This is a genomic window from Brevundimonas sp. GW460-12-10-14-LB2, assembly GCF_001636925.1.
Lineage (GTDB): Bacteria > Pseudomonadota > Alphaproteobacteria > Caulobacterales > Caulobacteraceae > Brevundimonas > Brevundimonas vesicularis.
Genome location: NZ_CP015511.1, coordinates 1,740,277 through 1,762,350, shown reverse-complemented (window position 1 = coordinate 1,762,350; position 22,074 = coordinate 1,740,277). Strand labels below are relative to the sequence as shown.

The following is a 22,074-nucleotide window of genomic DNA, read 5'->3' as shown; positions in this document are numbered from 1 at the left end:
TTAGGCCGCCAGACGCTCCTGCGTCCAGACCCGCGTGAAGCGCACCAGTAGGTCCTCCGCCGCCGAGGGAACATCAGACGAAGGCTCCAGCGTCACGAACAGATGCCCCGCCGGCCGTGATCCCCGCGCGGGCAGGCCCAGGTCCTTCAACCGCACCCGCACCGGCGCGGCCATGTCGGCGGTGATCCAGGCCGAGCGCGTGCCGACAGGGGTCTCGATCTCCACCCGCCCGCCGTCGGCCATCAGGCGACGCTCGACGGCCCAGGTCATGAACAGGTCGTCGCCGACGACCGACAGCCCGTCCTCGGGCCGGATCAACACCGACAGATAGAGGTCGCTCCCGTCCGCCGCCCCGCGTCTCAGCCGCAGATGATCGCCGCTGCGCAGGCCCTTGGGCGTCGTGACCCGCACCGTGCGCGCGCCCAGCCGGACCTCGACCTGCCCCCCGGCCAGGGCCTGCATCGGCGACAGAACCAGAACCGGTGTCGGCGCGGGCCGCGCGGCGGGGGCCGACAGGGCGGGGCGAGGGGGCTGGTGCGCCTGGATCAGTCGATAGGCCGCGATCACGCGCCGGAATCGCTCGGCGTCCCCGCCGGCCTGATCCGGCCGCGCCGCCTTCACCGCCGTGCGGAACGCGGCCTTCAGCGTCGACGCATCGACATCGCCGCGCACATCCGTTTCTAGGCCCAGGATCGACAAGGCCTCTCGGACGCCGGACACATCTGAAATCGAAACAGGCGCGCTCATGCCGTCACCGTTCGCGCATCAGGGTCAATGGGCGGTTAACCTTGACGGCGACACGCCCGTTTTTGACCTCGATCATTCCCAGCCGCGCCCGCACCGACTACATCACTCGCATGACCGCTTCCGTGATCCCGCCCAGCCCGTCGCGTGAGGAATACGCCCGCGACTATGCCGCCGCCCTGGCCGCCAATGGCGACGAGACCATCTTCGATCGGACCGAACCCATCGGCCTGTTCGTCGAATGGCTGGCCGATGCGCGCGCGCACGAGCCGAACGATCCCAACGCCATGACCCTGTCGACCGTCGACGCCGACGGCCTGCCCGATGCGCGGATCGTTCTGCTGAAGGACGTGGATGCGCGGGGCTTCACCTTCTATTCGAACAGCGAAAGCGCCAAGGGCGTCGAACTGGCCGGTTGCGCGGCCGCCGCCTTGACCTTCCACTGGAAATCCCTGCGCCGCCAGGTGCGGGTGCGCGGCGCGGTCGAGCCGGTCACGCCGGCCGAGGCCGACGCCTATTTCGCCAGCCGCGCGCGCGAAAGCCGCATCGGCGCCTGGGCCTCGGACCAGTCCCGCCCCCTGTCGGATCGCACGGTGCTGGAAGAGGCCGTGGGCCGCGAAACCGCGCGTTTCGATGGTCAGGAGGTGCCGCGCCCGTCCCACTGGACCGGCTGGCGCGTCGTGCCGCGCTCGGTCGAGTTCTGGCGCGATCGCCCGTTCCGCCTGCATGACCGACTGCGGTTCGACCGCGACGGCGAGGCCTGGCGCTCTGGCCGCCTCTGGCCCTGACCCGCGATCAGTCGCGGAACAGCAGCGATCCGTCGCCGTAGGAATAGAAGCGATAGCCGTCGGCGACCGCATGGGCATAGGCCGCCTTCATCGTCGCCGTGCCGGCAAAGGCGCTGACCAGCATGAACAGCGTCGACTTCGGCAGGTGGAAGTTGGTCATCAGCACATCGACCGCCCGGAACCGATAGCCGGGCGTGATGAAGATGGCCGTGTCGCCGTGGAAGGGTTTGATCTCGCCGTCCTCGGCCGTCGCGCTTTCCAGCAGCCGCAGGCTGGTGGTGCCGACGCAGACGATGCGCCCGCCCTTTCCATGGACCGCGTTCAGGGCGGCGGCGGTTTCAGGCGACACCTCGCCCCATTCGCTGTGCATCTTGTGGTCGGCCAGGTCATCGGCCTTGACCGGTAGGAAGGTGCCGGCCCCGACATGCAGCGTCACCGCATGGGTCGAGACGCCTTTGGCTCGAATGGCGTCCAGCAGGGCCGGGGTGAAATGCAGCCCCGCCGTCGGCGCCGCGACCGACCCGTCATGCTCGGCGAAGACGGTCTGATAGTCCGACCGGTCGCGGTCGTCCTCGGGCCGTTTGGCGGCGATATAGGGCGGCAGAGGCATGACGCCCACGTCGCGGATCGCATCGTCCAGCGCCGGTCCCGCGAGGTCAAAGGTCAGGGTGATCAGCCCGTCTTCCCCCTTTGCCGTCACCGTCGCATCCAGACGACCAAGGTCGCAGGCGGCGTCGCTGGCGTTTCCAAAACGAACCCGATCCCCCGGCTTGATCCGCTTGCCGGGTTTCATGAAGGCGGACCAGACGTCGGGCGCGTCGCGGTGATGCAGCGTCGCCTCCACCTCGACCGTCAGGGTCTCGCCCTCGGCCCCGATCCGCTGACGCACGCCCGACAGACGGGCGGGAATGACCCGCGTATCGTTGAACACCAGGGCGTCGCCCGGCTGCAGGAAGTCCGGCAGATCGCGAATGACCCGGTCTTCCAGCGCGCCGCCTTTCACCACCAGCAGCCGTGCGGAATCGCGCGGATCGGCCGGGCGCAACGCAATACGGTCTTCGGGCAGGTCGAAATCGAAATCGGCGGTCTTCATCGCGCGCTCTATAGGGGGCTCCGACGCGCCGCGCCACGCTGCGGCGTGCTGCCAGCGCATCGTCGGCGCGCCGCTGTCTGATTCACAAAGGGTTTTCGCGCCCGAACGGCGTCTAACCGACCGCGACCCGGCCGCGTGCTAGACTGGCCGGCGATCTTTGACAGCGTAAGTTCAGGCGGAAGGGATGGCGAAATCCCGCCTGCGCCTCACCTGGATGATGGTGCCGGATTAGACGAATTAGACACTTTAGACGGTGAATTCCCGTCCGCGGCCCAAGGCCCCACCGCCGCGCGATTAGACGAACTAGACTCTTTAGACGGTAAAATTCCCCGTCGACGTCTGATCTCAGCTGTAGCCCGGCGCGAACGCCCCGGCCCAGGCGCCATAGCGGTTCAGCGACAGGTCGCGGGTCTCGATCTCGGGGGCCTTGCCGTCGACCATGTCGGCCAGAACCCGCGCCGAGCCGCACGCCATGGTCCAGCCCAGGGTGCCGTGGCCGGTGTTCAGATAAAGCCCCGGAACCTTGGTCGCGCCGATCACCGGCGTGCCGTCCGGCGTCATCGGACGCAGGCCCGACCAATAGCTGGCGCCCGCCAGGTCGCCGCCGCCGGGGAACAGGCTGCCGACCGAATGGGCCAGGGTTTCGCGACGGACGGCGGGCAGGGTGTTGTTGTATCCCGACAGTTCGGCCATGCCGCCCACGCGGATGCGGTCGCCCAGGCGCGTGATCGCCACCTTGTAGCTCTCGTCCATGACGGTGGAGACGGGCGCGCGGTCTTCGTTCACGATCTTGGCCGTGATCGAATAGCCCTTCACCGGATAGACCGGCAGATCGAGACCCAGCGGCTTGGCCATCATCGGCGAATAGGAGCCGAGCGCCAGGATCACCAGATCGGCCGTCATGGCGCCCTTGCTGGTCATTGCGCCGGTCGCGCGACCGTCCGTCATCGCGATCGACTGGATCTCGGTCCCGGTATGGAAGACCACGCCGCGCTCCGCCGCCAGCTTCGCCAAGGCGTTGGTGAACAGGAAGCAGTCGCCGGTCTCGTCATGCGGCAGACGAAGACCCCCAACGAAATCAACGTCGGAGGCGGCCAGGCCCGGCTCGGCCGCGATACAGCCCGAGCGGTCCAGCACCTCGCACGGCACGCCGGCGGCCTTCAGCACATCGACGTCCTTGTGCACGTCGGCCAGCTGCTTTTCGGTACGAAACAGCTGCAGCGTGCCCTGCTGGCGACCATCATAGGTGATGCCGGTTTCGCGGCGCAGCAGGTCGATCTGGTCGCGGCTGTATTCGGCCAGACGCACCATCCGGCTCTTGTTCAGCGCGTAGCGGTCGTGGGTGCAGTTGCGCAGCATGGCGACGGTCCAGCGCACCATAGCCATGTCCAGACGCGGGCGCACGATCAGCGGGGCGTGCCGCATCAGCAGCCACTTCATCGCCTTGACCGGGATCGACGGCGCAGCCCAGGGCGCGGAATAACCCGGCGAAATCTGCGCGGCGTTGGCGAAGCTGGTTTCCAGCGCCGGACCGGCCTGCCGATCCACCACCGTGACCTCATGCCCGGCCTGGCTGAGATACCAGGCGGTGGTGACGCCGATGACGCCCGACCCAAGCACCAGAACCCGCATGTGACGTTCCCAAGCCCAATGTTGTTATTCGTCGCAAGCTAGCGCCGCATGGATCGACGATCCTGCCTGTTTGCGCAAGGATCGGTCGCTGATAGAAGTCTGACGCAATAATCTGCGGCTGAATGGCGGAAACTTGTGTCCCTGCTTGATCCCCTCGACCAGCGTCTCCTTCAACGGCTCCGCGCAGATGGGCGCATCAGCAATGCGGACCTGGCTTCCGCCGTCGGTCTGTCGCCTTCCGCCTGCCTGCGGCGCGTGCGGCGGTTGGAAGAGCGCGGGGTGATCCGGGGCTATGCCGCCGTCCTGGCCAACGACAGCGACGACGGCGTCGTCGCCTATGTCGAGATCACCTTGGAGAAGCAGACCGACGACCACATGCGCCGGTTCGAGGCGGCCGTCCGCAACCACCCGGAAATCCGCGACTGCTATCTGATGGCGGGCGAGGCCGACTACATCGTCCGCGCCGTCGCGCCAGACATCGCCGCCTATGAGGTGATCCACAAGGACGTCCTGTCGCGTCTGCCGGGCGTGTCGCGCATCCACTCCAGCCTGGCGATCCGCAATGTCCTGGCGGCGCGCGGCTGAAACGGGCTGAACCTTCCGGCCCAGTCGGGTGTTGTGGCGGCATGAAAGCCCTCGACCTCCTCCCGTCCGCCCTCATCGGCGCTGTCGCCAGCGCCCGTTCCATGACCCCGATGGCGGCCCTCGCCGCCGCCGAACTGGCGCACAAGCCCTTGCCCGGCCGCGTCTTCCTGCTGAACCGGCCGCTGTTCAAGTTCGGCGCCCTGGCCATGGGCGTCGGCGAACTGCTGGGCGACAAGATGAAGACCGCGCCCGATCGCACCGTCTTCCTCGGCCTATTGGCGCGGGTCATGAGTGCGGGCATCGCCGGCGCCGCCCTGGCCCCGCGTGGCAAGGAGAAGCTGGGCGCAGGCCTGGCGGTCGGCACGGCCGTGCCGCTGGCCTATCTGACCCTTTCGGGGCGCAAGAAGGCCATGGCCCGCATCGGCCAGACCAAGAGCGGCCTGATCGAGGACGCCTTGATCGTCGGCGCCGGCGCATTGGTCGTCGGCCTGACCGTCTCGCGGTTCAACCGCCGCTAGCCGCTCGACAGCCGGGCCCCGGCGGCGATAGGTGAGGGACGTTTCGAAGGACCCTTAGCCCATGATCACCCGCATCCAGCCCGGCGCCCGCATGAGCGAGGCCGTCGTCCACGGCGACGCCATCTATCTGTCGGGCCAGGTCGGCGAACCCGGCGACGACGTGGCGACGCAGACCCGAACGGCGCTGGCGGAGATCGAGGCCCTGCTGGCCGAAGCCGGCAGCGACAAGTCCAAGATTCTGATGGCCCAGATATGGCTGGCGGATATCGCCGACTTCGAGGCGATGAACGGCGTCTGGGACGCCTGGGTCGACACCGCCAACCCGCCGGCCCGCGCCACGGGCGAAAGCCGGCTGGCTTCCCCCGACTACAAGGTCGAGATCATCGTAATCGCCGCCAAAGCCTGATCGCGGTTGACCGGGCGGGATGCAGACTGCAAACCGCCGCCATGCTTCAGAACCTCGAAACCCTCGCCCGCGAGGCCAAGTCCTGGCCCTTCGAACAAGCCCGCAACCTGCTGGCGCATGTTCTGAAGAAACGGCTGGGCGAGACCGAGCGAGCCGAAGCGCGCGCCCTGATCGACGCCGGCAAGGCGGATGAAGCCCTGGCGGCCTTTCCCGCCTTGCAGCGCCCGGTGATCCTGGAGACCGGCTATGGCCCGTCGGGCCTGCCGCACATGGGCACCTTCGGCGAGGTCGCCCGCACCACCATGGTGCGCAACGCCTTTCGCGCCCTGACGGGCGACCACTGGCCCACGCGCCTGATCGCCTTCTCCGACGACATGGACGGCCTGCGCAAGGTGCCGGAGGGCGTCCCGAACCCGGAGATGCTGCGCGAGGACCTGCATCTGTCCCTGACGCGGGTGCGCGATCCCTTCGGCACCCACGACAGCTTCGGCGCGCACAACAATGCCCGCCTGCGCGCCTTCCTCGACAGCTTCGGCTTCGACTATGAATTCATGTCATCGACCGAGACCTACAAGTCGGGCCGGTTCGACGCGACGCTGCTGACGCTTCTGGAACGGTTCGACGCGGTCCAGGCCATCATGCTGCCGACCCTGGGCGAGGAGCGGCGCGCCACCTATTCGCCCTTCCTGCCTATCAGCCCGATCACCGGCCATGTGCTTCAGGTCCCGACCCTGGCGCGCAACGTCGAGAAGGGCACGATCACCTTCGAAGACCCCGCCGGCGAACCGGGCAACCGCACCGAGGTGCCGGTCACGGGCGGTCATGTGAAGCTGCAATGGAAGCCCGACTGGGCCATGCGCTGGGTCGCGCTGGACATCGACTACGAGATGTCGGGCAAGGACCTGATCGAGAGCGTGCGCGAAAGCTCCAAGGTCTGCCGCGCGTTGGGCGGCACACCGCCTGAGGGTTTCAACTACGAGCTCTTCCTCGACATCGAGGGCAAGAAAATCTCCAAGTCCAAGGGCAACGGCCTGACGATGGACGAGTGGCTGCGCTATGGCACGCCCGAGAGCCTGTCGTGGTACATGTTCCAGTCGCCGAAGTCGGCCAAGAGCCTGCACTTCAACGTCATTCCGCGCGCCATCGACGACTATCTGGCCTTCATCGAAAGCTACAAGACCCAAGAGCCGGCCAAGCGGATCGACAACGCCGTCTGGTCGATCCATGCGGGCGATCCGCCGACTCACACGTCGCCGGTGTCCTTCGCCCTGCTGCTGAACCTGGTCGGCGTGGCCAACGCCTCGACCAAGGACCAGCTGTGGGCCTATTTCGCCAAATACCTGCCTGACGCCACCCCGCAGAACGAGCCCCTGCTGGATCGGCTGATGGACCACGCGCTGAACTACTACGAGGACTTCGTGAAGCCCTCGAAGTCCTATCGCCTGCCGGACGACAAGGAGAAGGCGGCGCTGCTGGACCTGGCCGAACGGCTGAAGGCGCTGCCGGTCGACACCACCGATGGCGAACTGATCCAGAACGAGGTCTATGCGGTCGGCAAGGCGCATGAATTCGAGCCGCTGCGGGCATGGTTCGGCGCGCTCTACGAGGTGCTGCTGGGCGCCAGCCAGGGGCCGCGCTTCGGTTCGTTCGCAGCCATCTACGGTCTGCCGCAGACGATCGCCCTGATCGAAGCGGGCGCAAACGGAGAGCTGGCGCAACCTTGACCTTGCGTCAGGGTTGTTGCGTGATGCCCTCCTGAAGGGACGTAGCCGGGGGAGGCGACGTTGCGTTACGAGATCGACGAGGCGAACAGGGTCCTGATGCTCGACCTGGTCTCGGCCGGATCGGCTGACCGCGTCCTGAAAGCGACGGTCGATCTGATCACGCATAGGCCTGAGCTCTGCAGCTGGGACTGGATCGTCGAATGCGAACCCATGACCGACGATGCCACGGTCCAGCATCTGGCGAAGCTGGCTGAGGCCTGGGGGCCGCCGCCGCCGGTCGAGGCGGTGACGGTTTTTGTGACCCACGACCGCATGCTTCATCTGTGGGCGCGCGTGCTGGACTTCCAGTTCGTGCGCCGGAAACACTTCATCGAACGCGACATCGATATCGCCAGACGATTTGTCGCCCGCCGCCAGTCTGCGCGCATAGCCAAGATGAACGGAAAATAACGGCGAAGCTCCGGGAGCCTTCAGGTTCGTCCGTGCATTCTCCCGTCATCGGCAAACGCGCTGACAGGAGAAGAGTTATGTCGAACAAGATTTTCAAGACCGGTCTGGCCACCGCTGCCGCCCTGGCCGCCATGGTGACCGCCGCCCCGATGTCCGCCCAGGCCCAGGCCAACGGCGTGACCAACTGTGACGCGCCTGGCGGTCGCCAGCGGGCGGGCGCTCTGATCGGCGCCGTGGTGGGCGGCGTCGTGGGCTCGAACCTCGCCCGCAACGAACGTACGGCCGGCACCATCGTCGGCGCGGGCGCCGGCGCCGCCGCCGGTTCCTATATCGGCTGCAACCAGCAGCGCGCCCGTGCTGCTTCGGCCTCTAGCGGCGCCCAGTATCGCGCTTCGTCGAACCTGCGCATCCGCAGCGGCCCCGGCACCAACTATCGCCAAGCCGGAACGCTGTCGGCCGGTCAGCCCTTCACCGCCATCGGTTCGCAAGGTGAATGGGTGCAGATCGCAGGCGGTGGTTGGGTGAACGCCCACTACGTCACGGCCAACTGATTGCAGTTCGCCATTGTTCGAAAGCCTCGTCCGGTTCGCCGGGCGGGGTTTTTGCTGCGCGTTACTGGCTGACCCAAAGGATGCGGGCCATCCATTCGATCTCACGTCGGGGCACAACCCTTGGCGGATAGTCGGGATTGATCGAGGCCAGGGTGACGGCGCGGCTGGTCAGGCTGGTGACCTCCTTGGCCACGGTTTCTCCGCTGGTCAGGCGAGCGACAACGCGGTCGCCCCGCCGCACCTGCGTCGCTTCCTGATCGACGATGACGCGGTCGCCTTCGCGATAGAGGGGCGACATCGAATCGCCAGTGATCTGAAGGCTGAACAGGGTGTCCTTGGCGCGCGGCAGGTCGGTCTGATCCCAGCCTTCGCCGACCGGCAGGCCAGCGTCGTCGAAGAACCCGTCCTGACCCGCCTTGGCCAGACCCAGCAAGGGCACGCTGGTCGGCGCCTCCGGTGCGTCCTCAGCCAGCACCGCAAATTCCGACAGCGACAGGCCCGTCGCCTGAAGCACCAGCGTCATGCTCTCCGTCGAGGGCCAGCGCGGACGCGGCGGATCGCCGGGCCCAAAGCGTTTTGACGGATTGAAACTCGTCGCATCCAGACCGGCCCGTCGCGCCAAGCCCGACGGTGTCAGACCCTCACGCCGCGCCAAGGCGTCGACGGCCTTCCAGAGCTTGGCGTGGGATAGCGGCATGAGATTCCAGCGACCGATTCGCCGCCAGCATACGATCAGATGCTAGGAATTTCTACCTATCAGCTCAGCCGCTCGACGCTCCTGCCAAGCGTAGAACGTGCCTATGATGATGCACACGATGATAAGGTAACCTGTGAAATTCATGATCGTATAAAGTGACGATGCAGACACTGCCTGGCCAGTAAGCGCCATGATATGAGCCATCACGACAATGAGTTGTAGGCCGCTAGCCCAAACCGGCCAAGACTGCCGGTGCCGCCAGGCGATCGCCGCGAAAATGCAGAGCAGCGAAATGTCGATCAGAAACAATCCCAATGGAACGCCTCTGAAGCCGCTGCCTTCTTGCATCACAATGGTCGCAAACCAAGCAAACAGATAGGCGCCCGCACCTATCCGCTCGGAACGGCCGCCTTTGAGAAAGGCGAATAGCGCCATGCCGACCATGAAGACGGCGCCAATAATCGCGTAGACGATATTCAACATGACAGATCGCCCCCGCGCGAGAATGCGCGAGGGCGATAATGACCGAATTTAGCTTCGACTGAAATCTCGTTCAGTGAAGCTTACCAAGAATTCACGCGACCCGAAGATGGCCTTTGACGGGCTTGTCTTCCCACCAATCGTCAGGCTTGGCGACCGGGCCGGCGGCGTAGGTGCCGAAGCCGAGGCGGCGGTGATCTTTTTGCAGTTCGGCGTGGCAGGCCACGATGGACTCACGCGCGGCCGAGAGGGCGGCGATCGTTTCCATGGCCTTTGCTTGCGACATCGTGCCGGAGACCGGCGACAGCGACAGAGCGGCGCGAGCGCCGATGAAGGATTGAACCAGCGTGGTCGCCTGGGTGATCGCGGCGTCGATCGCGAGTTCGGTGGCATGCAGATCGCCAGCAACGCTGGTGACGACTTCAGTGCGGTCCATGAAAGCCCCTCAAAGACAGGTTTACAAGAACCGTATGGTTATCACGTCTTAACCCTGTTTGGTAGAGCAATCTTTACCATATCGGCAATCGCGCGTTGAAGCGCCGCCGTAAGCACGGCGTTAAAACCCAATGAGAGCAAGAAATCGGCGCGAATCAGCGCGCTAGGGCGCAGTGATCAGTCCTGGTTGTCCAGCAGGAAGTGTGCGGTAAGGGACGCAATAGGCTGTTGACGTTCTTCCTGCCAGGCCTCCGCGTGCACATGGGCGACGCGACGACCCGCCCGGCTGATGCGAGCACGCGCGAAGACGTCGATCGGTCTGCCGGTGCGCAGATAGGCGACCGTGACATTGATCGGGCGGGGCAGTCGCGGACCAGGAAAGCTGAGCGCAACCTGAGCCATCGCCGTCATTTCCAGAAGGGCGGCCGTCGATCCGCCATGCAGGGCGGGCAGCATCGGATTGCCGATCAGCTTGTCGTCGAAGGGCATGATGACGGTGACTTCGTCGCCGCTGACCAGGGTCTGAAGGCCAAGAAAGCGGGCGTAGGGCATGCCGTTCAGGATGTCGGTCATGCCGCCGCTCCTTTTGCATGGGGCGCCCGCTCGCGGGTCTGGTTGAGGATATAGGCGGCTTGCGCTGCGGCGACCGGATCGGCGGGATCGTCCTCGAAGGCCCAGGCGCGCACGAAGGCGATGCTGGGCGTCAGCCGGTAGCACAGGCCCTGGGCCAGCAGGTCCTGACGCGGTCTTGCGGCGCGCATGTAGTCGACGCGCAGATCCAGGGTGGCGATGGGCTGGAAGGCGTCCATCGCGGTCCACACGGCCAGGCCGCCGATATGATCCAGCAAGGTCGTCACCAGCCCGCCCGCGAAGACGCCGCTATCGGGATCGCCGACCAAGTCCTCGCGCCACGGCACGCGAATACGGGGCTCGCCATCGTGCAGGCCGTCAAAGCTGAAGCCCAGGGCGCCGGTGTGGGCGGCGCCGGCGGCCAGTTGCGGCAGGATGGTGGTCAGGAAACTCTCATGCATCGTGCGGGCTGAACCTGTTGCGCCGATTTTCGGGGTCATCCTCTATGGGGCGGCGACCCGACGGCGTCGAGAGCGTTACCGCAAGATGATCCGCCCCGAAGACCTGCTGCATCCCACGCCCGCCGGCCTCTACTGTCCGCCGGGAGATTTCTACATCGACCCGGTTCGGCCGGTGGATCGCGCCGTCATCACGCATGGCCACGCCGACCATGCGCGCGCCGGTCATGGGGCGGTTCTCGCGACGCGCCAGACCCTGGCGATCATGGCTGAGCGCTATGGCGCGGATTTCACGCTGCAGCCCCAATCGGTGGAATACGGCGAGGCGACCGCGATCAATGGGGTCGATCTCAGATTGGCGCCCGCCGGCCATGTGCTGGGTTCTGCCCAGGTCGAGGTGCGCTGGAAGGGGCTGATCATGGTCGTGTCCGGCGACTATAAGCGCCGCCGCGATCCGACTTGTGCGCCGTTCGAGCCTGTGCCGTGTCACGTCTTCATTTCGGAGGCGACGTTCGGCCTGCCGGTCTTCAGCCATCCGCCGGCAGAAGAAGAGGTGGGGCGGCTGGTGCGGTCGCTGGGGCAGTTTCCCGAGCGGGCGCATCTGGTCGGCGCCTATGCGCTGGGCAAGGCGCAGCGGATCATCCGTCTGCTGCGCGAGGCTGGATGGGACCGCACCATCTATGTCCACGGGGCGCTGGAGCGGCTGAACGCCTTGTACGAGAGGGAAGGGGTCGATCTGGGCCCGCTGGCCCCGACCCGTGATCTGCCGAAGAATGCGCTGGGCGGCGAGGTCGCCATCGCACCGCCATCCGCCATCCAGGATCGATGGGCGCGTCGGTTCGCCGATCCGGTCACGGCCTTTGCTTCAGGCTGGATGGGGGTGAAGGCGCGGGCGCGGCAGCGCGGCGTGGAACTGCCGTTGGTCGTGTCGGATCATGCCGACTGGAACGAACTGACCGCGACCTTCACCGAGATCAAGCCGGAGGAGATCTGGATCACTCACGGCCGCGAGGAGGGTTTGCTGCGCTGGGCCGAGATCAACGGGCAAAAAGCGAGAGCCCTGCGTCTGGTCGGCTACGACGAAGAGGACGAAGAGGCGCTGGACGTTCGTCCGGACTGACGATCAGGCGACGGCGCGACCGGACTGGTCCTGGTCTTGTGCGTCTTCGTGAGCGGCGGAGATGGCGGCGTTCATCGCCATCCGCAGGCGTTCGGGCTTGATCGGCTTTTCAACCACGGCGGCCATGCCGATCGAGAGATAGTGTTTGGCGTCTTCGGGGTCCGCATTCGCAGTCAGGGCCACGATCGGCACGCGGCCGACGGCGCCGGGCAGGGCGCGAATAGCTTGTGTCGCCTGAACCCCGTCCATCCGCGGCATCTTGATGTCCATCAGGACCAGGTCGTAGCGGCTTTCCTGAACGGCCTGAAGCGCCTCGAGGCCGTCTTCGGCCAGTTCGGAACTGCAGCCGAACATCTCGCACAGCGCTTGGGCGACGACGCGGTTGGTAGCGTTGTCGTCGACGATCAGGATGTGCGGCGCGGATTTCAGGTCGAGGCCCGACAGATCCGACACGTTCGATTGCGCTTCCGCCTCGACCACAGCGCGGGGCGCGGTCAGGTCGAAGGCGAAGGTGGCGCCGCGTCCCTTGTTGTTCTCGGCCCAGATCCGGCCGTCCATCCGGTCGATGACCTGACGACAGATCGACAGGCCCAGGCCGGCGCCGTCGGGGCCGGATCCGTGGACGAACGGTTCGAAGATGGAATCGACGCGATCCGGCTCGACGCCGGGGCCATCGTCGCGAATGCGGGCTTCCATCCGAATGCGGTCGCCTTCGACCCAAGCCTTAAGGCCCGCTTCGACAACGCCGTTGCGGGCGAACTTCAGCGCATTACCGATCAGGTTGTTGAACACCTGCTTCAAACGCACCCCGTCGATAACGGCCGCCAGTTCGGTGTCGCCTTCATAGCCGACGAGCAGGGTCACGCCGTCCTGAGAGGCGCGCGGCTCCCACATCGACTGGATGTCGTCCATAACGGCGCGCAGAGCGGTCGGCTCGGTCTTCAGCTCCAGTTCGCCGGCCTCGGCCTTGGACAGGTCGACGGCGTCCTGGAGGATGCGCAGCAGGGTCTCGGACGAGTCCACGATGGTCTGGACGTGCGCCTGAGCCGCCGTATTCAACGGCTGGCGACGAAGCAGTTCGGCGACGGCCAGGACGCCGTTCATGGGCGTGCGCAGTTCGTGGCTCATGATGGCCAGGAACTGGCTCTTGGCGCGAGCGGCGGCGATGGCCTGGGCGCGGGTGTCGCTGAGGATCGCGGCCTGTTCCGCCAGTTCGGCGTTCTGCTCGCGCTGACGCGTGTTGACGGCCTGCAAAAGGGTGGCGGCGGTGCCCACGCCCCAATAGGCGCCGTTCTTGGTGACGATGAAGCCGCGCAGCAGGGCGGCCGGACCGCCCTTCAGCATGATGTCGCAAAAGGCGTCGATGCGGACGCCGGCCTCGACCACGGCCGGCTCGGGGTCCATGGCGAAGGTGATGGGGCGAAGATCATAAAGGGCGTGGCCGAAGCGGGCGGCGATTTTCTGAAGGAAGGCGGTGCGTTCGACCAGGCCGACGGGACGGTCGCCATCGACCACGGGAATGACCAGCGTATCCGGCTCGCATTCAAAACGCGCCAGAACCTCGCAGCCGAGAGTCGTCGGCGCAACCGGCTTTGGACGCTCGGAAAGGGTCTCGATGGTCGGCATACTGCCTGGAACTCCTACTCATTGTGAGTAAAAGCCCAAATCGCTTGCGGATTAGTTAAGCGGCGTCATCCAAGACGCAAATACGCCTTCTTTGCTCACGGGCGGGGTCTGGTGTATGAGGCCCGCCCGACCCATCTGGGTCTCCATCTCTTTGTGCATGCGCGCGGCCAAACGGCCGACCGCAGACTCGTCATGAGCGTCATCCTGGAAAAGACCTCCCTCACCGCTAGCAAGACGGCCCTGGTTCTGTTTTCCGGCGGGCAGGACAGCGCGACCTGCCTGGCCTGGGCGCTGGAGCGGTTCGAGCGGGTGGAGACGGTCGGCTTCGACTATGGGCAGCGCCATCTGGTGGAGATGCAGGCGCGTCAGGCGGTGCGCGACGGAATGAAGACGGCCCTGCCGCAATGGGCCGATCGCCTTAGCGACGACCATGTGGTGGACCTGACCGGATACGGCAGGATCGCCGAGAGCGCCCTGACCGCCGACCGCAAGATCGAAATGGACGCGCGCGGCCTGCCGACCACATTCGTGCCCGGCCGCAATCTGATCTTTCTGGTCGCAGCCGCGGCGCTGGCGGATCGGCGAGCACTGGAAGTCCTGGTCGGCGGCATGTGCGAGACGGATTATTCGGGGTATCCGGATTGCCGCCACGAGACGATGGAGGCGATGGCGCAGGCGCTGTCGCTGGGGCTGGATAAGCCAGTCGTCATCGACACGCCCCTGATGTGGTTGACCAAGGCCCAGACTTGGGAACTTGCGGACAGGATCGGCGGCGACAAGCTGATCGAGCTGATCATCGAGGATAGCCACACCTGCTATCAGGGCGACCGGACGCATCGACACGCCTGGGGCTATGGCTGCGGGTCTTGCCCGGCCTGCGAACTGCGCGCGGCCGGTTATGACGAATGGGCGTCGGGGCGATGACCTATTCGGCCAAGGAAGTGTTCTTGACGGTTCAGGGCGAGGGCGGACAGGCGGGGCGGCCGGCGGTCTTCCTGCGGTTCGCCGGTTGCAATCTGTGGAGCGGTCGCGAGCAGGATCGGGCCAGCGCCGTCTGCACCTTCTGCGACACCGACTTTGTGGGCGTCGACGGCGATGGGGGCGGCAAGTTCGCCACGCCGGACCTGCTGGCCAATCACGTCGCGGCGATGTGGCGCGGGCGTGAAGGCGATCCGAAACTGGTGGTCTGCACCGGCGGAGAGCCCTTGCTGCAGTTGGATGCGCCGCTGATCAACGCGCTGCATGCGCGCGGTTTCGAGATCGCCATCGAGTCGAACGGAACGATTGCAGCGCCAGACGGCGTCGACTGGATCTGCATCAGTCCAAAGGCTGATGCGGATGTGGTGCAGGCGCGCGGGGCCGAGTTGAAGCTGGTCTTCCCCCAGCCCAAGGCCATGCCGGATCGGTTCGAGCATCTGGATTTCGAGCGGTTCTGGCTTCAGCCGATGGACGGTCCGGACCAAGTGCAAAACACCGCCGCCGCCATCGAATACTGCCTGACCCACCCGCAGTGGCGCCTGAGCGTCCAGACCCACAAATACATCGGCGTCCGCTAATGTCCGTCTTCGAAATCACCAAACAGGCGACCTTCGACGCCGCCCACCACTTCCCGAACGAGCCCGAGGGCAGCATCTATCGCCGCGTCCACGGCCATTCCTTCACGGTCGAAGCGACGGTGCGGTCCGAGGTGCTGGATGTCGAACACGGCTGGGTCGCGGACTTGGGCGCGCTGGACCGGGCGCTGAAGGCGGCGGCCGAGACGCTTGATCACGGCATGCTGAACGAGCACGAGGGACTGGAGCTGCCCAGTCTGGAAAACCTGTGCCTGTGGTTCGCCAAGACTCTGAAACCCGAATGGCCGGGCCTTTGCCGGATTCAGGTGGCGCGGCCGACGATCAACGAGCGGTGCGTTCTAAGTCTCTGACTTAGCAGCGTTTGCCCTGACGCTGGCGCTGTTCGCAGCGGCGTTGTTCGCGTTCATAGTCGCGCTGTTCACGCTCGCGACGCAGTTTGGTTTCCTCGTCCGAGGTGGTGACGGCGTCGAAGCCGGCGCCGACGACCGCGCCAGTGGCTTTCGCCGTCCCGCCGACGACCGCAGCGGTCCCGCCGACGACGGCGCCGACAAGGCAGCCCTGCAGCATCAGACAACCGCCCAGCACGACGACGACTTGGGATACGGAAACGAGGCGATTTCGACGACGCATGGCGACACTCCAGAGATTTGGAATAGTCGTCGATAATGATGAATGAGGGCTGACTTCAGGCGGGACGTTGCGGCAGCAGCTTGCGGCGTTGGCGCGACAGGGCCAGCGGCGTTCCATCAGCGCCCCAGGCGATCGCCTCGTCCACCGTCCAGCCCAGGCCGAGGTCCAGCATCCTGAACTCGAAGAAGGCCCAGCCGTCCGGCGCGGTCTGGGGCGTTTGATCGGTCAGGATGTCGATGCGCAGATCGACGGTGGTCATGGCGGCTGGCGTTTTGGACGCGGTCCAGGCGGGCGGATACAGCGCGTCCAGCAGGTAGCACAGGCCGACCTCATCCAAGGGCCGGCCGTCCGCCATCCGCATCCAGGTGCGCTCGATCACCGGTTTACCCTCATTGCCGCCCAGGATGTTGGGGCCGCCGTCGAAGCGGTATTCGACGTGCTGGGCGAAGTGCGGCGACATCGGCCCGCGTATGGTGGCCTTCGGGTCCAGCCTGTCCAGCGGCGGGGGCGGCGCGTGCAACGGCGTCAGCGGTGCCGGCGCGGCGTCCAGCCCATAGGTGCCGGTGGCGTGGTGGGTCATTCGCCCGTCCTGCTCGGCCTCGACCGCGGCATACAGGACGTTGCGGCCGCCGCGCAGCAGGCGAGGGCGAAAGGCGACCTGTTCGCCGAACCTTGCCGCTGACAGATATTGGACCGACAGGGTCCGAAGGGGCGCGGTCAGCGCCAGTCCCTGTCGCATCGACTGAGCGCACAGGGCCGCCAGCAGCCCGCCGAACGGAAAGCCCTTCTCCGACGCCATGCTCGATGGGCCGTTCGAGAAATGACCCGGCACGGGCGCGGACAGACCGCCGTCGTCGAGGATCTGGAAGGTAAGGGCGGCGTCGAGGGAAATGGGCGGCGTCATTGCGCAATCCTGCGTCAGGCGAACAAGCGGCGGAAGACCTGATGAAGATCTCCCGCCGAAGTCCAAGGAACAAGGCGGCGAACCGGGAGGCTCGCACGTCCGTTGCGAAACAAGACTGACTTGGAGCGTTCGGATTTGCAACCCTTGCCAAATGCCTGACGCGGCGTCACTTTCGCGCCTATGGGACGCACCGCCGACTACAGCCGCCAAAGCTGCTCCATCGCCGCCACGCTTGAGGTAATCGGCGATCCCTGGACCCTGTTAGTCATTCGCGACGCCTTCAACGGCGTCAGCCGGTTCGAACAGTGGCAAGACAATCTGGGCGTGGCGCGCAACGTCCTGGCCGCCCGCCTCAAAAGTCTGGTCCAGCACGGCGTGCTGGAGCCGCGCCTGTATTCCGAACGCCCGCCGCGCAACGAATATGTCCTGACCGCCAAGGGCAAGGATTTGTACGGCGTTCTGGTCACCCTGCACGGTTGGGGCAACAAGCACGTCTATGGCGACGCCGACAGCGGCATCGACATGATCCACAAGACCTGCGGTCACTCCCTGAGCCCGCGCATCGCCTGCGGCTGCTGCGGCGAGATCGTCAAACCCAGAGACATGGTCCTGACCCGCGCCGAGAACCGGCCGACGGTCGGCGACGTGATGCCGAAGGAAGTGGCTTAGGCCAGTTCCTGCTGACGCTTTCTGGCAGCAAGGCTGCTAGGGTCGCGGGGTGTCACGCTCCGAACGCCTTCTTGATCTGCTGAATGTGCTGAGGCGGCATCGTCGGCCGGTGAGTGGGCAGGTGTTGGCCGAGGAGATGGGCGTCAGTCTGCGGACGCTTTACCGCGACATCGCCAGCCTGCAGGCGCAAGGGGCGACGATCGAGGGGGAGGCGGGGGTCGGCTATGTTCTGAAGCCGGGCTTCATGCTGCCGCCACTGATGTTCACGCCGGAAGAGATCGAGGCCCTGGTGCTGGGGTCACGCTGGGTGGCGGATCGCGCCGATCCGCGCATGCGCGATGCGGCGCTGGCGGCGCTGGGACGGATTTCGGCGGTGCTGCCGCCCGACCTGCGCGACGAGATGGACACATCGGCCTTGCTGGTCGTGCCGGGCGAGCCGTTCCCGGCGGATCAGGTCGACCCGGCCTTGCTCAGGAAGGCGATCCGTACCGAGCGACGGCTGAAGCTATGTTACCGCGACGAGGCGGGGTCGGCGTCCGAGCGCGTCGTCTGGCCGTTCGCCCTGGCCTTCTTCGACCGGGTGAGATTGCTGATCGCCTGGTGCGAACTGCGCGGTGATTTCCGCAGTTTCCGCACCGACCGCATCGTCGAGGCCGAGGTGATGGAGGCGCGCTATCCGACGCGCCGTCAGGCGCTGATGAAGACCTGGCGCGAGGCGCATGAAAGATCGCGGTCAGGCGACAGCTGCTGACGGAAACTGGCAGCAGCGAAGGCTAGGGTTCGACGTGTTGGAAACACAAGGGGCCGGGCTGATGAGCGATATTGAGGACATTCTTCTGGCCGTTGCGGATCCGGAGGTCAGCGCACGCTTCTATGCCAATCTGCTGGGTTGTCGGCCGCTGATGGCGGGACCGGATCGTGCCTTGTTCAAACTGACGTCGGGCCGGGCGCTGGGGCTGCTGCGGCGTGCCGACGATCGGCGCGAGGTGTGCGAGGTCGACTTTCCGCTGGAGGGCGCCGAAGCGGTGGATCAGGCGCATATCGACTGGTGGGATCGCGGGGCGCGAATTCTGACGCCGCCGACGGACGCCGCACCGGGCCGCAGCTTCGTGGCGGGCGACCCGGACGGCCATCGGCTGAGGGTCTACGCCGTCGCGGCCTAGGCGCGATCAGACCTCGGCTTCGAGCCGGTATCCGACCCCGCGCACATTGGTCAGCAGACCGGCCGCGTCTGCGGCGTCCAGCTTGCGGCGCAGGTGGCTGACGTGGCTGTCGATCGTGCGTTCCAGAACCGCCTGATTGGGGAAGCAGGCCTGCATGATCTCGCTGCGGCTGAAGACGCGCAGGGGCGTGCGGGCCATGTGGGCCAGAATGCGGAACTCCGTCAGGGTCAGGTCCAGACGGCACTTGCCTGACGGCGTCAGGATCGCCGCCAGATAATTTTCCAACTGCACCTCCAGCGGACCGACGTGCAGCGTCTTGGCGGTCCGGCCGCCGCCGCTGCTGCGTCGCAGGATGGTCTGGATCGAGGCCGTGACCTCGGCCGGTTTGAACGGCTTGGCGATATAGTCGTCCGCCCCGATCCGCAGCGCCTGCAGCTTGTCTGTGGCTTCGTCCCGGTCGCCGATCATGATGACGGGCGTCTCGCCGCGCCGCCGCAGTTCGCCCAGCACATCCCAGCCGTCACGCACGGGCAGGCGGACGCTGAGCAGGGCGAGATCGGGTTTGAGCGACGCATGCAGGTCGGCCGCCTGCTGGCCGTCGGCGGCGACGACGGTGCGAAAGCCGTCCCGACGCAGGGCGGCGTCCATGATTTCGACGCCCTCGGCGGCGTCATCGGCGATCAGGATCAGGCTGCTCATGGCGTCTCCGAAAGCCGCCATCGCGCCAGATCGTCGCGTCGTCCAGCAAAACCGGACGGCTGCGGTGAAGTTTCATATCGCCGTCGCAAAGCCTTCACGCAGACGAAGAAAAACCCCCTCCCGCCAAGGCGGAAGGGGGCCAGTCGGTCGTTCGGGAGGAACGCTTAGTAGGAGGCGCGCAGCTCGATGCCGAAGGTGCGCGGGTTGTTGAAGTTGCCGTAGTCGCCCAAGGTGTTCCGGTTCGACGGGTCGCGACGGTAGACGTAGGTCTCGTCCAGCAGGTTGCGCGACCACAGGGCCACTTCCAGCAGCGGACCGCCGTCGCGGGTCGTGATGTCGGCGATGGCGACGCGGGCGTTCACGACGAAGGACGAGTCGGCCTTGATTGCGAACTGCTCGAAGCTGTGGGCGGCATCGGCGTAGTTGGCGTCGATGTGCGCCTTCAGGGTCGCGCCCATGAAGGGCGAGTTCCAGTCGGCGGCGACGCTGCCGGCGTTCTCAGGCGTATAGGCGATGAAGACCTGCTGCACCTGGCCGTTGAACGGGTTCACCGTGTCCGGCACCTTAGCGTCCGTATAGGCGTAGGAAGCCGACAGAGTCAGGTTGTCGGTCGCCCGGAACTGCCCTTCCAGCTCGACGCCGCGGATTTTCGTGGTGCCCGGGGCGTTGATCGTTTCCAGCGTGTTGCGGGTCGAGGCGCCCTGGACGGTTACCAGGCTGAAGTCGATCTGGCTGTCGGTGCGGTCCATGGCGTAGACGGCCGCATTGAAGCGGACGCGGCGGTCGAACAGGTCGCTCTTCAGGCCGATTTCGTAGGCCTTGACCTCTTCGGGATCGAACGAGCGGTAGGTCAGCGAGCGCGAGGAGGCGCCGCCGGCGCGGTAGCCGGTCGAATACTTGCCATAGACGTTGATGTTGTTGCTGACGTCATAGGCCAGGGTGACCAGCGGGTCGAAGCGATCGACCTTGGAGCTGAAGGTCAGGTTGGTGGGGGCGTTGTTGACGACCTCCAGCTTGCCGTCCTTGTCGTCCCAGGTGTAGCGGCCGCCGACCGTCAGGTGCAGGGCGTCCATGCTGGCCGGGGTCCAGGTGGCTTGTCCGTAGATGGCCTTGGATTCCGAGTGTGCGGTGGACTTGCGGTCCAGCGAGCGGAAGCCGCGGATCGTCGGGGTGGGGTCCAGAATGGTGTAGCCCGTGCCGTCGGCGTTCCACTGGTTCGTCGAGGGCGTGGCGGCGTCGTCGGACACCGTTTCCTTGAAGTAGAAGACGCCGCCGACGTAGTCGATGCTGTCGCCCAGCGAACCGACGGCCTGCAGTTCCTGGCTGAACTGATGCTGCCAGAAGCCGGCCAGCGAGTAGCGGCTGAAGCGGCCGTTCGGGCCGACGACCGGCGGACGGTGGGCGCCGGCGATGTTGTCGTACTGTTCGACGTCCAGATCGCGGTAGGCCGTGATCGAGCGAATTTCCAGCGAGTCGGTCGGGCGATACGACAGATGCAGATCCATGCCGCGCGTGTCGTCGACGCTGAACTGCTGAGGCACGCCGATGTCGGCCTGCGTCATCCGCTTGGAGCCTTCGACCTGAACCAGGGGCGACAGGGCGCGGATGCTGCCCGACGGAACCGTAGCCGAGGTGAACGGCACGACGGTCAGGCCGTTCGGGTTGAAGTTCAGCAGCTGGCTGTAGAACGGGGTGTTCTTGTCCTTGCTGATGTCCGCCGCCAGGGTGGCGGTGAAGTTTTCGGCGGGCGTCCAACGCGTCTGGAAGCGAAGGCCGCGACGGTCATATTCGCCAAAGCCTGTCTGGCCCGGCAGGATGTTCTCGGTCACCGGGCCCTGGACTGAAATGATGCCGTCGACCTTGAAGGCGAAGTCGCCGAGGGCGGGGAAGTCGACGTGCAGTTCGGAGTTGTAGGACTCGAGATTGCCCACGCCGGCGATGGCGCGCATGCCGAACACGCCCGTGGGCTTCTTGGTCACCAGCGACAGGGCGCCGCCTTCGGTGTTGCGGCCGAACAGGGTGCCTTGCGGACCCTTCAGGACTTCGACGCGCTCGATGTCGAGCAGGGCGGCGGCTAGGCCATGCTGGCGGGCCAGATAAACGCCGTCGACATAGACGCCGACGCCCTGCTCGCGGGCCGGCTGATTGGCGTCGTTCGGCACGATGCCGCGGATGCCGATGGTCAAGGCGGACTGACGGGCCTCGAAGGTGGCGATGCGCAGGCTGGGGACGCTGCCGTCGGCCAGGTCCATCAGGCTCTGCACGTGGCGATCGGCCAGGGCTTCGGCGTTGACGACCGAGATCGAGATCGGCGTGTCTTGCAGGTTGGTTTCGCGCTTGGTGGCGGTCACGACGATGTCGTCAAGACCGGCCGGCTCGGCGCTGGCGGCCGTAGGCGCGGTCTGGACCGGAACGGTCTGGGCGAAGGAGGAAACGGGCGCGGCGAGAAGGGCGGTCCCCAGCAGCAGCTGAAGGCGCAGTTTGGTCTGACGATGCATTTTTATCCCCTGCTTAGTCGGGGCGGGGATTACGCCGTCATTGCGATGCGCAGTTTACAG

At 66.0% G+C, this 22,074-nt stretch carries 27 protein-coding genes; 14 read left to right on the top strand and 13 right to left on the bottom strand.

The genetic code is table 11. The annotated features are described in order from the left end of the window. Positions 1–747, bottom strand: a complete 747-nt coding sequence (locus tag A4249_RS08785; protein WP_066552031.1) for a J domain-containing protein — start codon at positions 745–747, stop codon at positions 1–3. Positions 748–857: 110 nt separating this feature from the next. Between A4249_RS08785 and pdxH the strand changes: the two genes are divergently transcribed. Then, entirely contained in the window at positions 858–1,532 is a 675-nt protein-coding gene (gene pdxH / locus A4249_RS08780; protein WP_066554958.1) for a pyridoxamine 5'-phosphate oxidase, read from the top strand. A 7-nt stretch (positions 1,533–1,539) separates the two neighbouring features. On the opposite strand, the gene queA is transcribed toward pdxH, so the two are convergent. After that, the gene (gene queA / locus A4249_RS08775; protein WP_066552028.1) at positions 1,540–2,625 is read right to left on the bottom strand and encodes a tRNA preQ1(34) S-adenosylmethionine ribosyltransferase-isomerase QueA; all 1,086 of its coding nucleotides are present in this window, start codon (positions 2,623–2,625) and stop codon (positions 1,540–1,542) included. 345 nt (positions 2,626–2,970) lie between these two features. Next, positions 2,971–4,257: a D-amino acid dehydrogenase gene (locus tag A4249_RS08770; protein ID WP_066552025.1), complete on the bottom strand. Its 1,287-nt coding sequence runs from the start codon at positions 4,255–4,257 to the stop codon at positions 2,971–2,973. A gap of 135 nt (positions 4,258–4,392) precedes the next feature. On the opposite strand from A4249_RS08770, the gene A4249_RS08765 reads away from it, so the two are divergent. From A4249_RS08765 to A4249_RS08740, 6 genes are all read left to right on the top strand, one after another. Further along, positions 4,393–4,842 carry an Lrp/AsnC family transcriptional regulator gene (locus A4249_RS08765; protein WP_039246401.1) on the top strand — a complete coding sequence of 150 codons (450 nt, stop codon included), beginning with the start codon at positions 4,393–4,395 and terminating at the stop codon, positions 4,840–4,842. Between the two features lie 41 nt (positions 4,843–4,883). Further along, positions 4,884–5,360 carry a hypothetical protein gene (locus A4249_RS08760; RefSeq protein WP_066552024.1) on the top strand — a complete coding sequence of 159 codons (477 nt, stop codon included), beginning with the start codon at positions 4,884–4,886 and terminating at the stop codon, positions 5,358–5,360. A gap of 61 nt (positions 5,361–5,421) precedes the next feature. Then, positions 5,422–5,766, top strand: a complete 345-nt coding sequence (locus A4249_RS08755; RefSeq protein WP_066552022.1) for a RidA family protein — start codon at positions 5,422–5,424, stop codon at positions 5,764–5,766. A 41-nt stretch (positions 5,767–5,807) separates the two neighbouring features. After that, complete coding sequence (locus A4249_RS08750) at positions 5,808–7,490, top strand: lysine--tRNA ligase (protein ID WP_066552021.1); 1,683 nt, start codon at positions 5,808–5,810, stop codon at positions 7,488–7,490. A gap of 60 nt (positions 7,491–7,550) precedes the next feature. Further along, entirely contained in the window at positions 7,551–7,940 is a 390-nt protein-coding gene (locus tag A4249_RS08745) for a hypothetical protein (protein ID WP_066552019.1), read from the top strand. Between the two features lie 77 nt (positions 7,941–8,017). Further along, on the top strand, positions 8,018–8,491 hold the full coding sequence (locus A4249_RS08740; protein ID WP_039246408.1) for an SH3 domain-containing protein: 474 nt from the start codon (positions 8,018–8,020) through the stop codon (positions 8,489–8,491). 61 nt (positions 8,492–8,552) lie between these two features. Here A4249_RS08740 and A4249_RS08735 read toward each other — a convergent pair whose 3' ends face one another. From A4249_RS08735 to A4249_RS08715, 5 genes are all read right to left on the bottom strand, one after another. Beyond that, a complete protein-coding gene (locus tag A4249_RS08735) occupies positions 8,553–9,188 on the bottom strand; it encodes a S24 family peptidase (protein ID WP_017504575.1) in 636 nt (211 codons plus the stop codon). Between the two features lie 42 nt (positions 9,189–9,230). Next, entirely contained in the window at positions 9,231–9,671 is a 441-nt protein-coding gene (locus A4249_RS08730; protein ID WP_066552014.1) for a hypothetical protein, read from the bottom strand. A 91-nt stretch (positions 9,672–9,762) separates the two neighbouring features. After that, on the bottom strand, positions 9,763–10,104 hold the full coding sequence (locus A4249_RS08725) for a hypothetical protein (protein WP_066552012.1): 342 nt from the start codon (positions 10,102–10,104) through the stop codon (positions 9,763–9,765). Positions 10,105–10,280: 176 nt separating this feature from the next. Beyond that, entirely contained in the window at positions 10,281–10,676 is a 396-nt protein-coding gene (locus A4249_RS08720; protein WP_055754741.1) for a PaaI family thioesterase, read from the bottom strand. After that, positions 10,673–11,173: a PaaI family thioesterase gene (locus tag A4249_RS08715; RefSeq protein WP_231868676.1), complete on the bottom strand. Its 501-nt coding sequence runs from the start codon at positions 11,171–11,173 to the stop codon at positions 10,673–10,675. The genes A4249_RS08720 and A4249_RS08715 overlap by 4 nt, the downstream gene beginning before the upstream one ends. 46 nt (positions 11,174–11,219) lie before the next feature. On the opposite strand from A4249_RS08715, the gene A4249_RS08710 reads away from it, so the two are divergent. Next, a complete protein-coding gene (locus A4249_RS08710; protein WP_066552009.1) occupies positions 11,220–12,251 on the top strand; it encodes a ligase-associated DNA damage response exonuclease in 1,032 nt (343 codons plus the stop codon). A gap of 3 nt (positions 12,252–12,254) precedes the next feature. On the opposite strand, the gene A4249_RS08705 is transcribed toward A4249_RS08710, so the two are convergent. Continuing rightward, the gene (locus tag A4249_RS08705; protein WP_066552008.1) at positions 12,255–13,877 is read right to left on the bottom strand and encodes a response regulator; all 1,623 of its coding nucleotides are present in this window, start codon (positions 13,875–13,877) and stop codon (positions 12,255–12,257) included. Between the two features lie 192 nt (positions 13,878–14,069). Here A4249_RS08705 and queC point away from each other — a divergent pair, with 192 nt between their 5' ends. From queC to A4249_RS08690, 3 genes are read left to right on the top strand one after another with little or no spacing between them, the layout of a single operon-like run. Beyond that, positions 14,070–14,801, top strand: a complete 732-nt coding sequence (queC, locus tag A4249_RS08700) for a 7-cyano-7-deazaguanine synthase QueC (protein WP_066552007.1) — start codon at positions 14,070–14,072, stop codon at positions 14,799–14,801. Continuing rightward, a complete protein-coding gene (gene queE, locus A4249_RS08695) occupies positions 14,798–15,433 on the top strand; it encodes a 7-carboxy-7-deazaguanine synthase (RefSeq protein ID WP_066554954.1) in 636 nt (211 codons plus the stop codon). Before queC ends, queE begins: the two co-directional genes overlap by 4 nt. Then, on the top strand, positions 15,433–15,801 hold the full coding sequence (locus A4249_RS08690; RefSeq protein ID WP_066552005.1) for a 6-pyruvoyl trahydropterin synthase family protein: 369 nt from the start codon (positions 15,433–15,435) through the stop codon (positions 15,799–15,801). The genes queE and A4249_RS08690 overlap by 1 nt, the downstream gene beginning before the upstream one ends. A gap of 1 nt (position 15,802) precedes the next feature. Here the strand turns inward: A4249_RS08690 and A4249_RS08685 are convergent, their stop codons facing one another. Next, positions 15,803–16,081 (bottom strand): hypothetical protein, encoded by a 279-nt coding sequence (locus A4249_RS08685; RefSeq protein ID WP_017504585.1) that lies wholly within the window; start codon positions 16,079–16,081, stop codon positions 15,803–15,805. Between the two features lie 55 nt (positions 16,082–16,136). Continuing rightward, the gene (locus A4249_RS08680; RefSeq protein WP_066552004.1) at positions 16,137–16,985 is read right to left on the bottom strand and encodes a thioesterase family protein; all 849 of its coding nucleotides are present in this window, start codon (positions 16,983–16,985) and stop codon (positions 16,137–16,139) included. Positions 16,986–17,165: 180 nt separating this feature from the next. Between A4249_RS08680 and A4249_RS08675 the strand changes: the two genes are divergently transcribed. From A4249_RS08675 to A4249_RS08665, 3 genes are all read left to right on the top strand, one after another. Continuing rightward, the gene (locus A4249_RS08675) at positions 17,166–17,654 is read left to right on the top strand and encodes a winged helix-turn-helix transcriptional regulator (protein WP_066552002.1); all 489 of its coding nucleotides are present in this window, start codon (positions 17,166–17,168) and stop codon (positions 17,652–17,654) included. A 49-nt stretch (positions 17,655–17,703) separates the two neighbouring features. Continuing rightward, complete coding sequence (locus tag A4249_RS08670) at positions 17,704–18,405, top strand: helix-turn-helix transcriptional regulator (RefSeq protein ID WP_066552000.1); 702 nt, start codon at positions 17,704–17,706, stop codon at positions 18,403–18,405. Between the two features lie 61 nt (positions 18,406–18,466). Further along, complete coding sequence (locus A4249_RS08665; RefSeq protein WP_066551998.1) at positions 18,467–18,817, top strand: VOC family protein; 351 nt, start codon at positions 18,467–18,469, stop codon at positions 18,815–18,817. 6 nt (positions 18,818–18,823) lie between these two features. On the opposite strand, the gene A4249_RS08660 is transcribed toward A4249_RS08665, so the two are convergent. Both A4249_RS08660 and A4249_RS08655 read right to left on the bottom strand, forming a co-directional pair. Continuing rightward, positions 18,824–19,516, bottom strand: coding sequence for a response regulator (locus A4249_RS08660; protein WP_066554951.1), 693 nt, complete (start codon positions 19,514–19,516; stop codon positions 18,824–18,826). Positions 19,517–19,680: 164 nt separating this feature from the next. Continuing rightward, entirely contained in the window at positions 19,681–22,014 is a 2,334-nt protein-coding gene (locus tag A4249_RS08655; protein ID WP_066551994.1) for a TonB-dependent receptor, read from the bottom strand. Positions 22,015–22,074 lie beyond the last annotated feature (60 nt).

Bases quoted from the DNA above. Each gene is read 5' to 3' on its own strand.
- A4249_RS08785 (WP_066552031.1), bottom strand. From the start codon at position 747: ATGAGCGCGCCTGTTTCGATTTCAGATGTGTCCGGCGTCCGAGAGGCC.
- pdxH (WP_066554958.1), top strand. From the start codon at position 858: ATGACCGCTTCCGTGATCCCGCCCAGCCCGTCGCGTGAGGAATACGCC.
- queA (WP_066552028.1), bottom strand. From the start codon at position 2,625: ATGAAGACCGCCGATTTCGATTTCGACCTGCCCGAAGACCGTATTGCG.
- A4249_RS08770 (WP_066552025.1), bottom strand. From the start codon at position 4,257: ATGCGGGTTCTGGTGCTTGGGTCGGGCGTCATCGGCGTCACCACCGCC.
- A4249_RS08760 (WP_066552024.1), top strand. From the start codon at position 4,884: ATGAAAGCCCTCGACCTCCTCCCGTCCGCCCTCATCGGCGCTGTCGCC.
- A4249_RS08755 (WP_066552022.1), top strand. From the start codon at position 5,422: ATGATCACCCGCATCCAGCCCGGCGCCCGCATGAGCGAGGCCGTCGTC.
- A4249_RS08750 (WP_066552021.1), top strand. From the start codon at position 5,808: ATGCTTCAGAACCTCGAAACCCTCGCCCGCGAGGCCAAGTCCTGGCCC.
- A4249_RS08740 (WP_039246408.1), top strand. From the start codon at position 8,018: ATGTCGAACAAGATTTTCAAGACCGGTCTGGCCACCGCTGCCGCCCTG.
- A4249_RS08735 (WP_017504575.1), bottom strand. From the start codon at position 9,188: ATGCCGCTATCCCACGCCAAGCTCTGGAAGGCCGTCGACGCCTTGGCG.
- A4249_RS08730 (WP_066552014.1), bottom strand. From the start codon at position 9,671: ATGTTGAATATCGTCTACGCGATTATTGGCGCCGTCTTCATGGTCGGC.
- A4249_RS08725 (WP_066552012.1), bottom strand. From the start codon at position 10,104: ATGGACCGCACTGAAGTCGTCACCAGCGTTGCTGGCGATCTGCATGCC.
- A4249_RS08720 (WP_055754741.1), bottom strand. From the start codon at position 10,676: ATGACCGACATCCTGAACGGCATGCCCTACGCCCGCTTTCTTGGCCTT.
- A4249_RS08715 (WP_231868676.1), bottom strand. From the start codon at position 11,173: ATGACCCCGAAAATCGGCGCAACAGGTTCAGCCCGCACGATGCATGAG.
- A4249_RS08710 (WP_066552009.1), top strand. From the start codon at position 11,220: ATGATCCGCCCCGAAGACCTGCTGCATCCCACGCCCGCCGGCCTCTAC.
- A4249_RS08705 (WP_066552008.1), bottom strand. From the start codon at position 13,877: ATGCCGACCATCGAGACCCTTTCCGAGCGTCCAAAGCCGGTTGCGCCG.
- queC (WP_066552007.1), top strand. From the start codon at position 14,070: ATGAGCGTCATCCTGGAAAAGACCTCCCTCACCGCTAGCAAGACGGCC.
- queE (WP_066554954.1), top strand. From the start codon at position 14,798: ATGACCTATTCGGCCAAGGAAGTGTTCTTGACGGTTCAGGGCGAGGGC.
- A4249_RS08690 (WP_066552005.1), top strand. From the start codon at position 15,433: ATGTCCGTCTTCGAAATCACCAAACAGGCGACCTTCGACGCCGCCCAC.
- A4249_RS08685 (WP_017504585.1), bottom strand. From the start codon at position 16,081: ATGCGTCGTCGAAATCGCCTCGTTTCCGTATCCCAAGTCGTCGTCGTG.
- A4249_RS08680 (WP_066552004.1), bottom strand. From the start codon at position 16,985: ATGACGCCGCCCATTTCCCTCGACGCCGCCCTTACCTTCCAGATCCTC.
- A4249_RS08675 (WP_066552002.1), top strand. From the start codon at position 17,166: ATGGGACGCACCGCCGACTACAGCCGCCAAAGCTGCTCCATCGCCGCC.
- A4249_RS08665 (WP_066551998.1), top strand. From the start codon at position 18,467: ATGAGCGATATTGAGGACATTCTTCTGGCCGTTGCGGATCCGGAGGTC.
- A4249_RS08660 (WP_066554951.1), bottom strand. From the start codon at position 19,516: ATGAGCAGCCTGATCCTGATCGCCGATGACGCCGCCGAGGGCGTCGAA.
- A4249_RS08655 (WP_066551994.1), bottom strand. From the start codon at position 22,014: ATGCATCGTCAGACCAAACTGCGCCTTCAGCTGCTGCTGGGGACCGCC.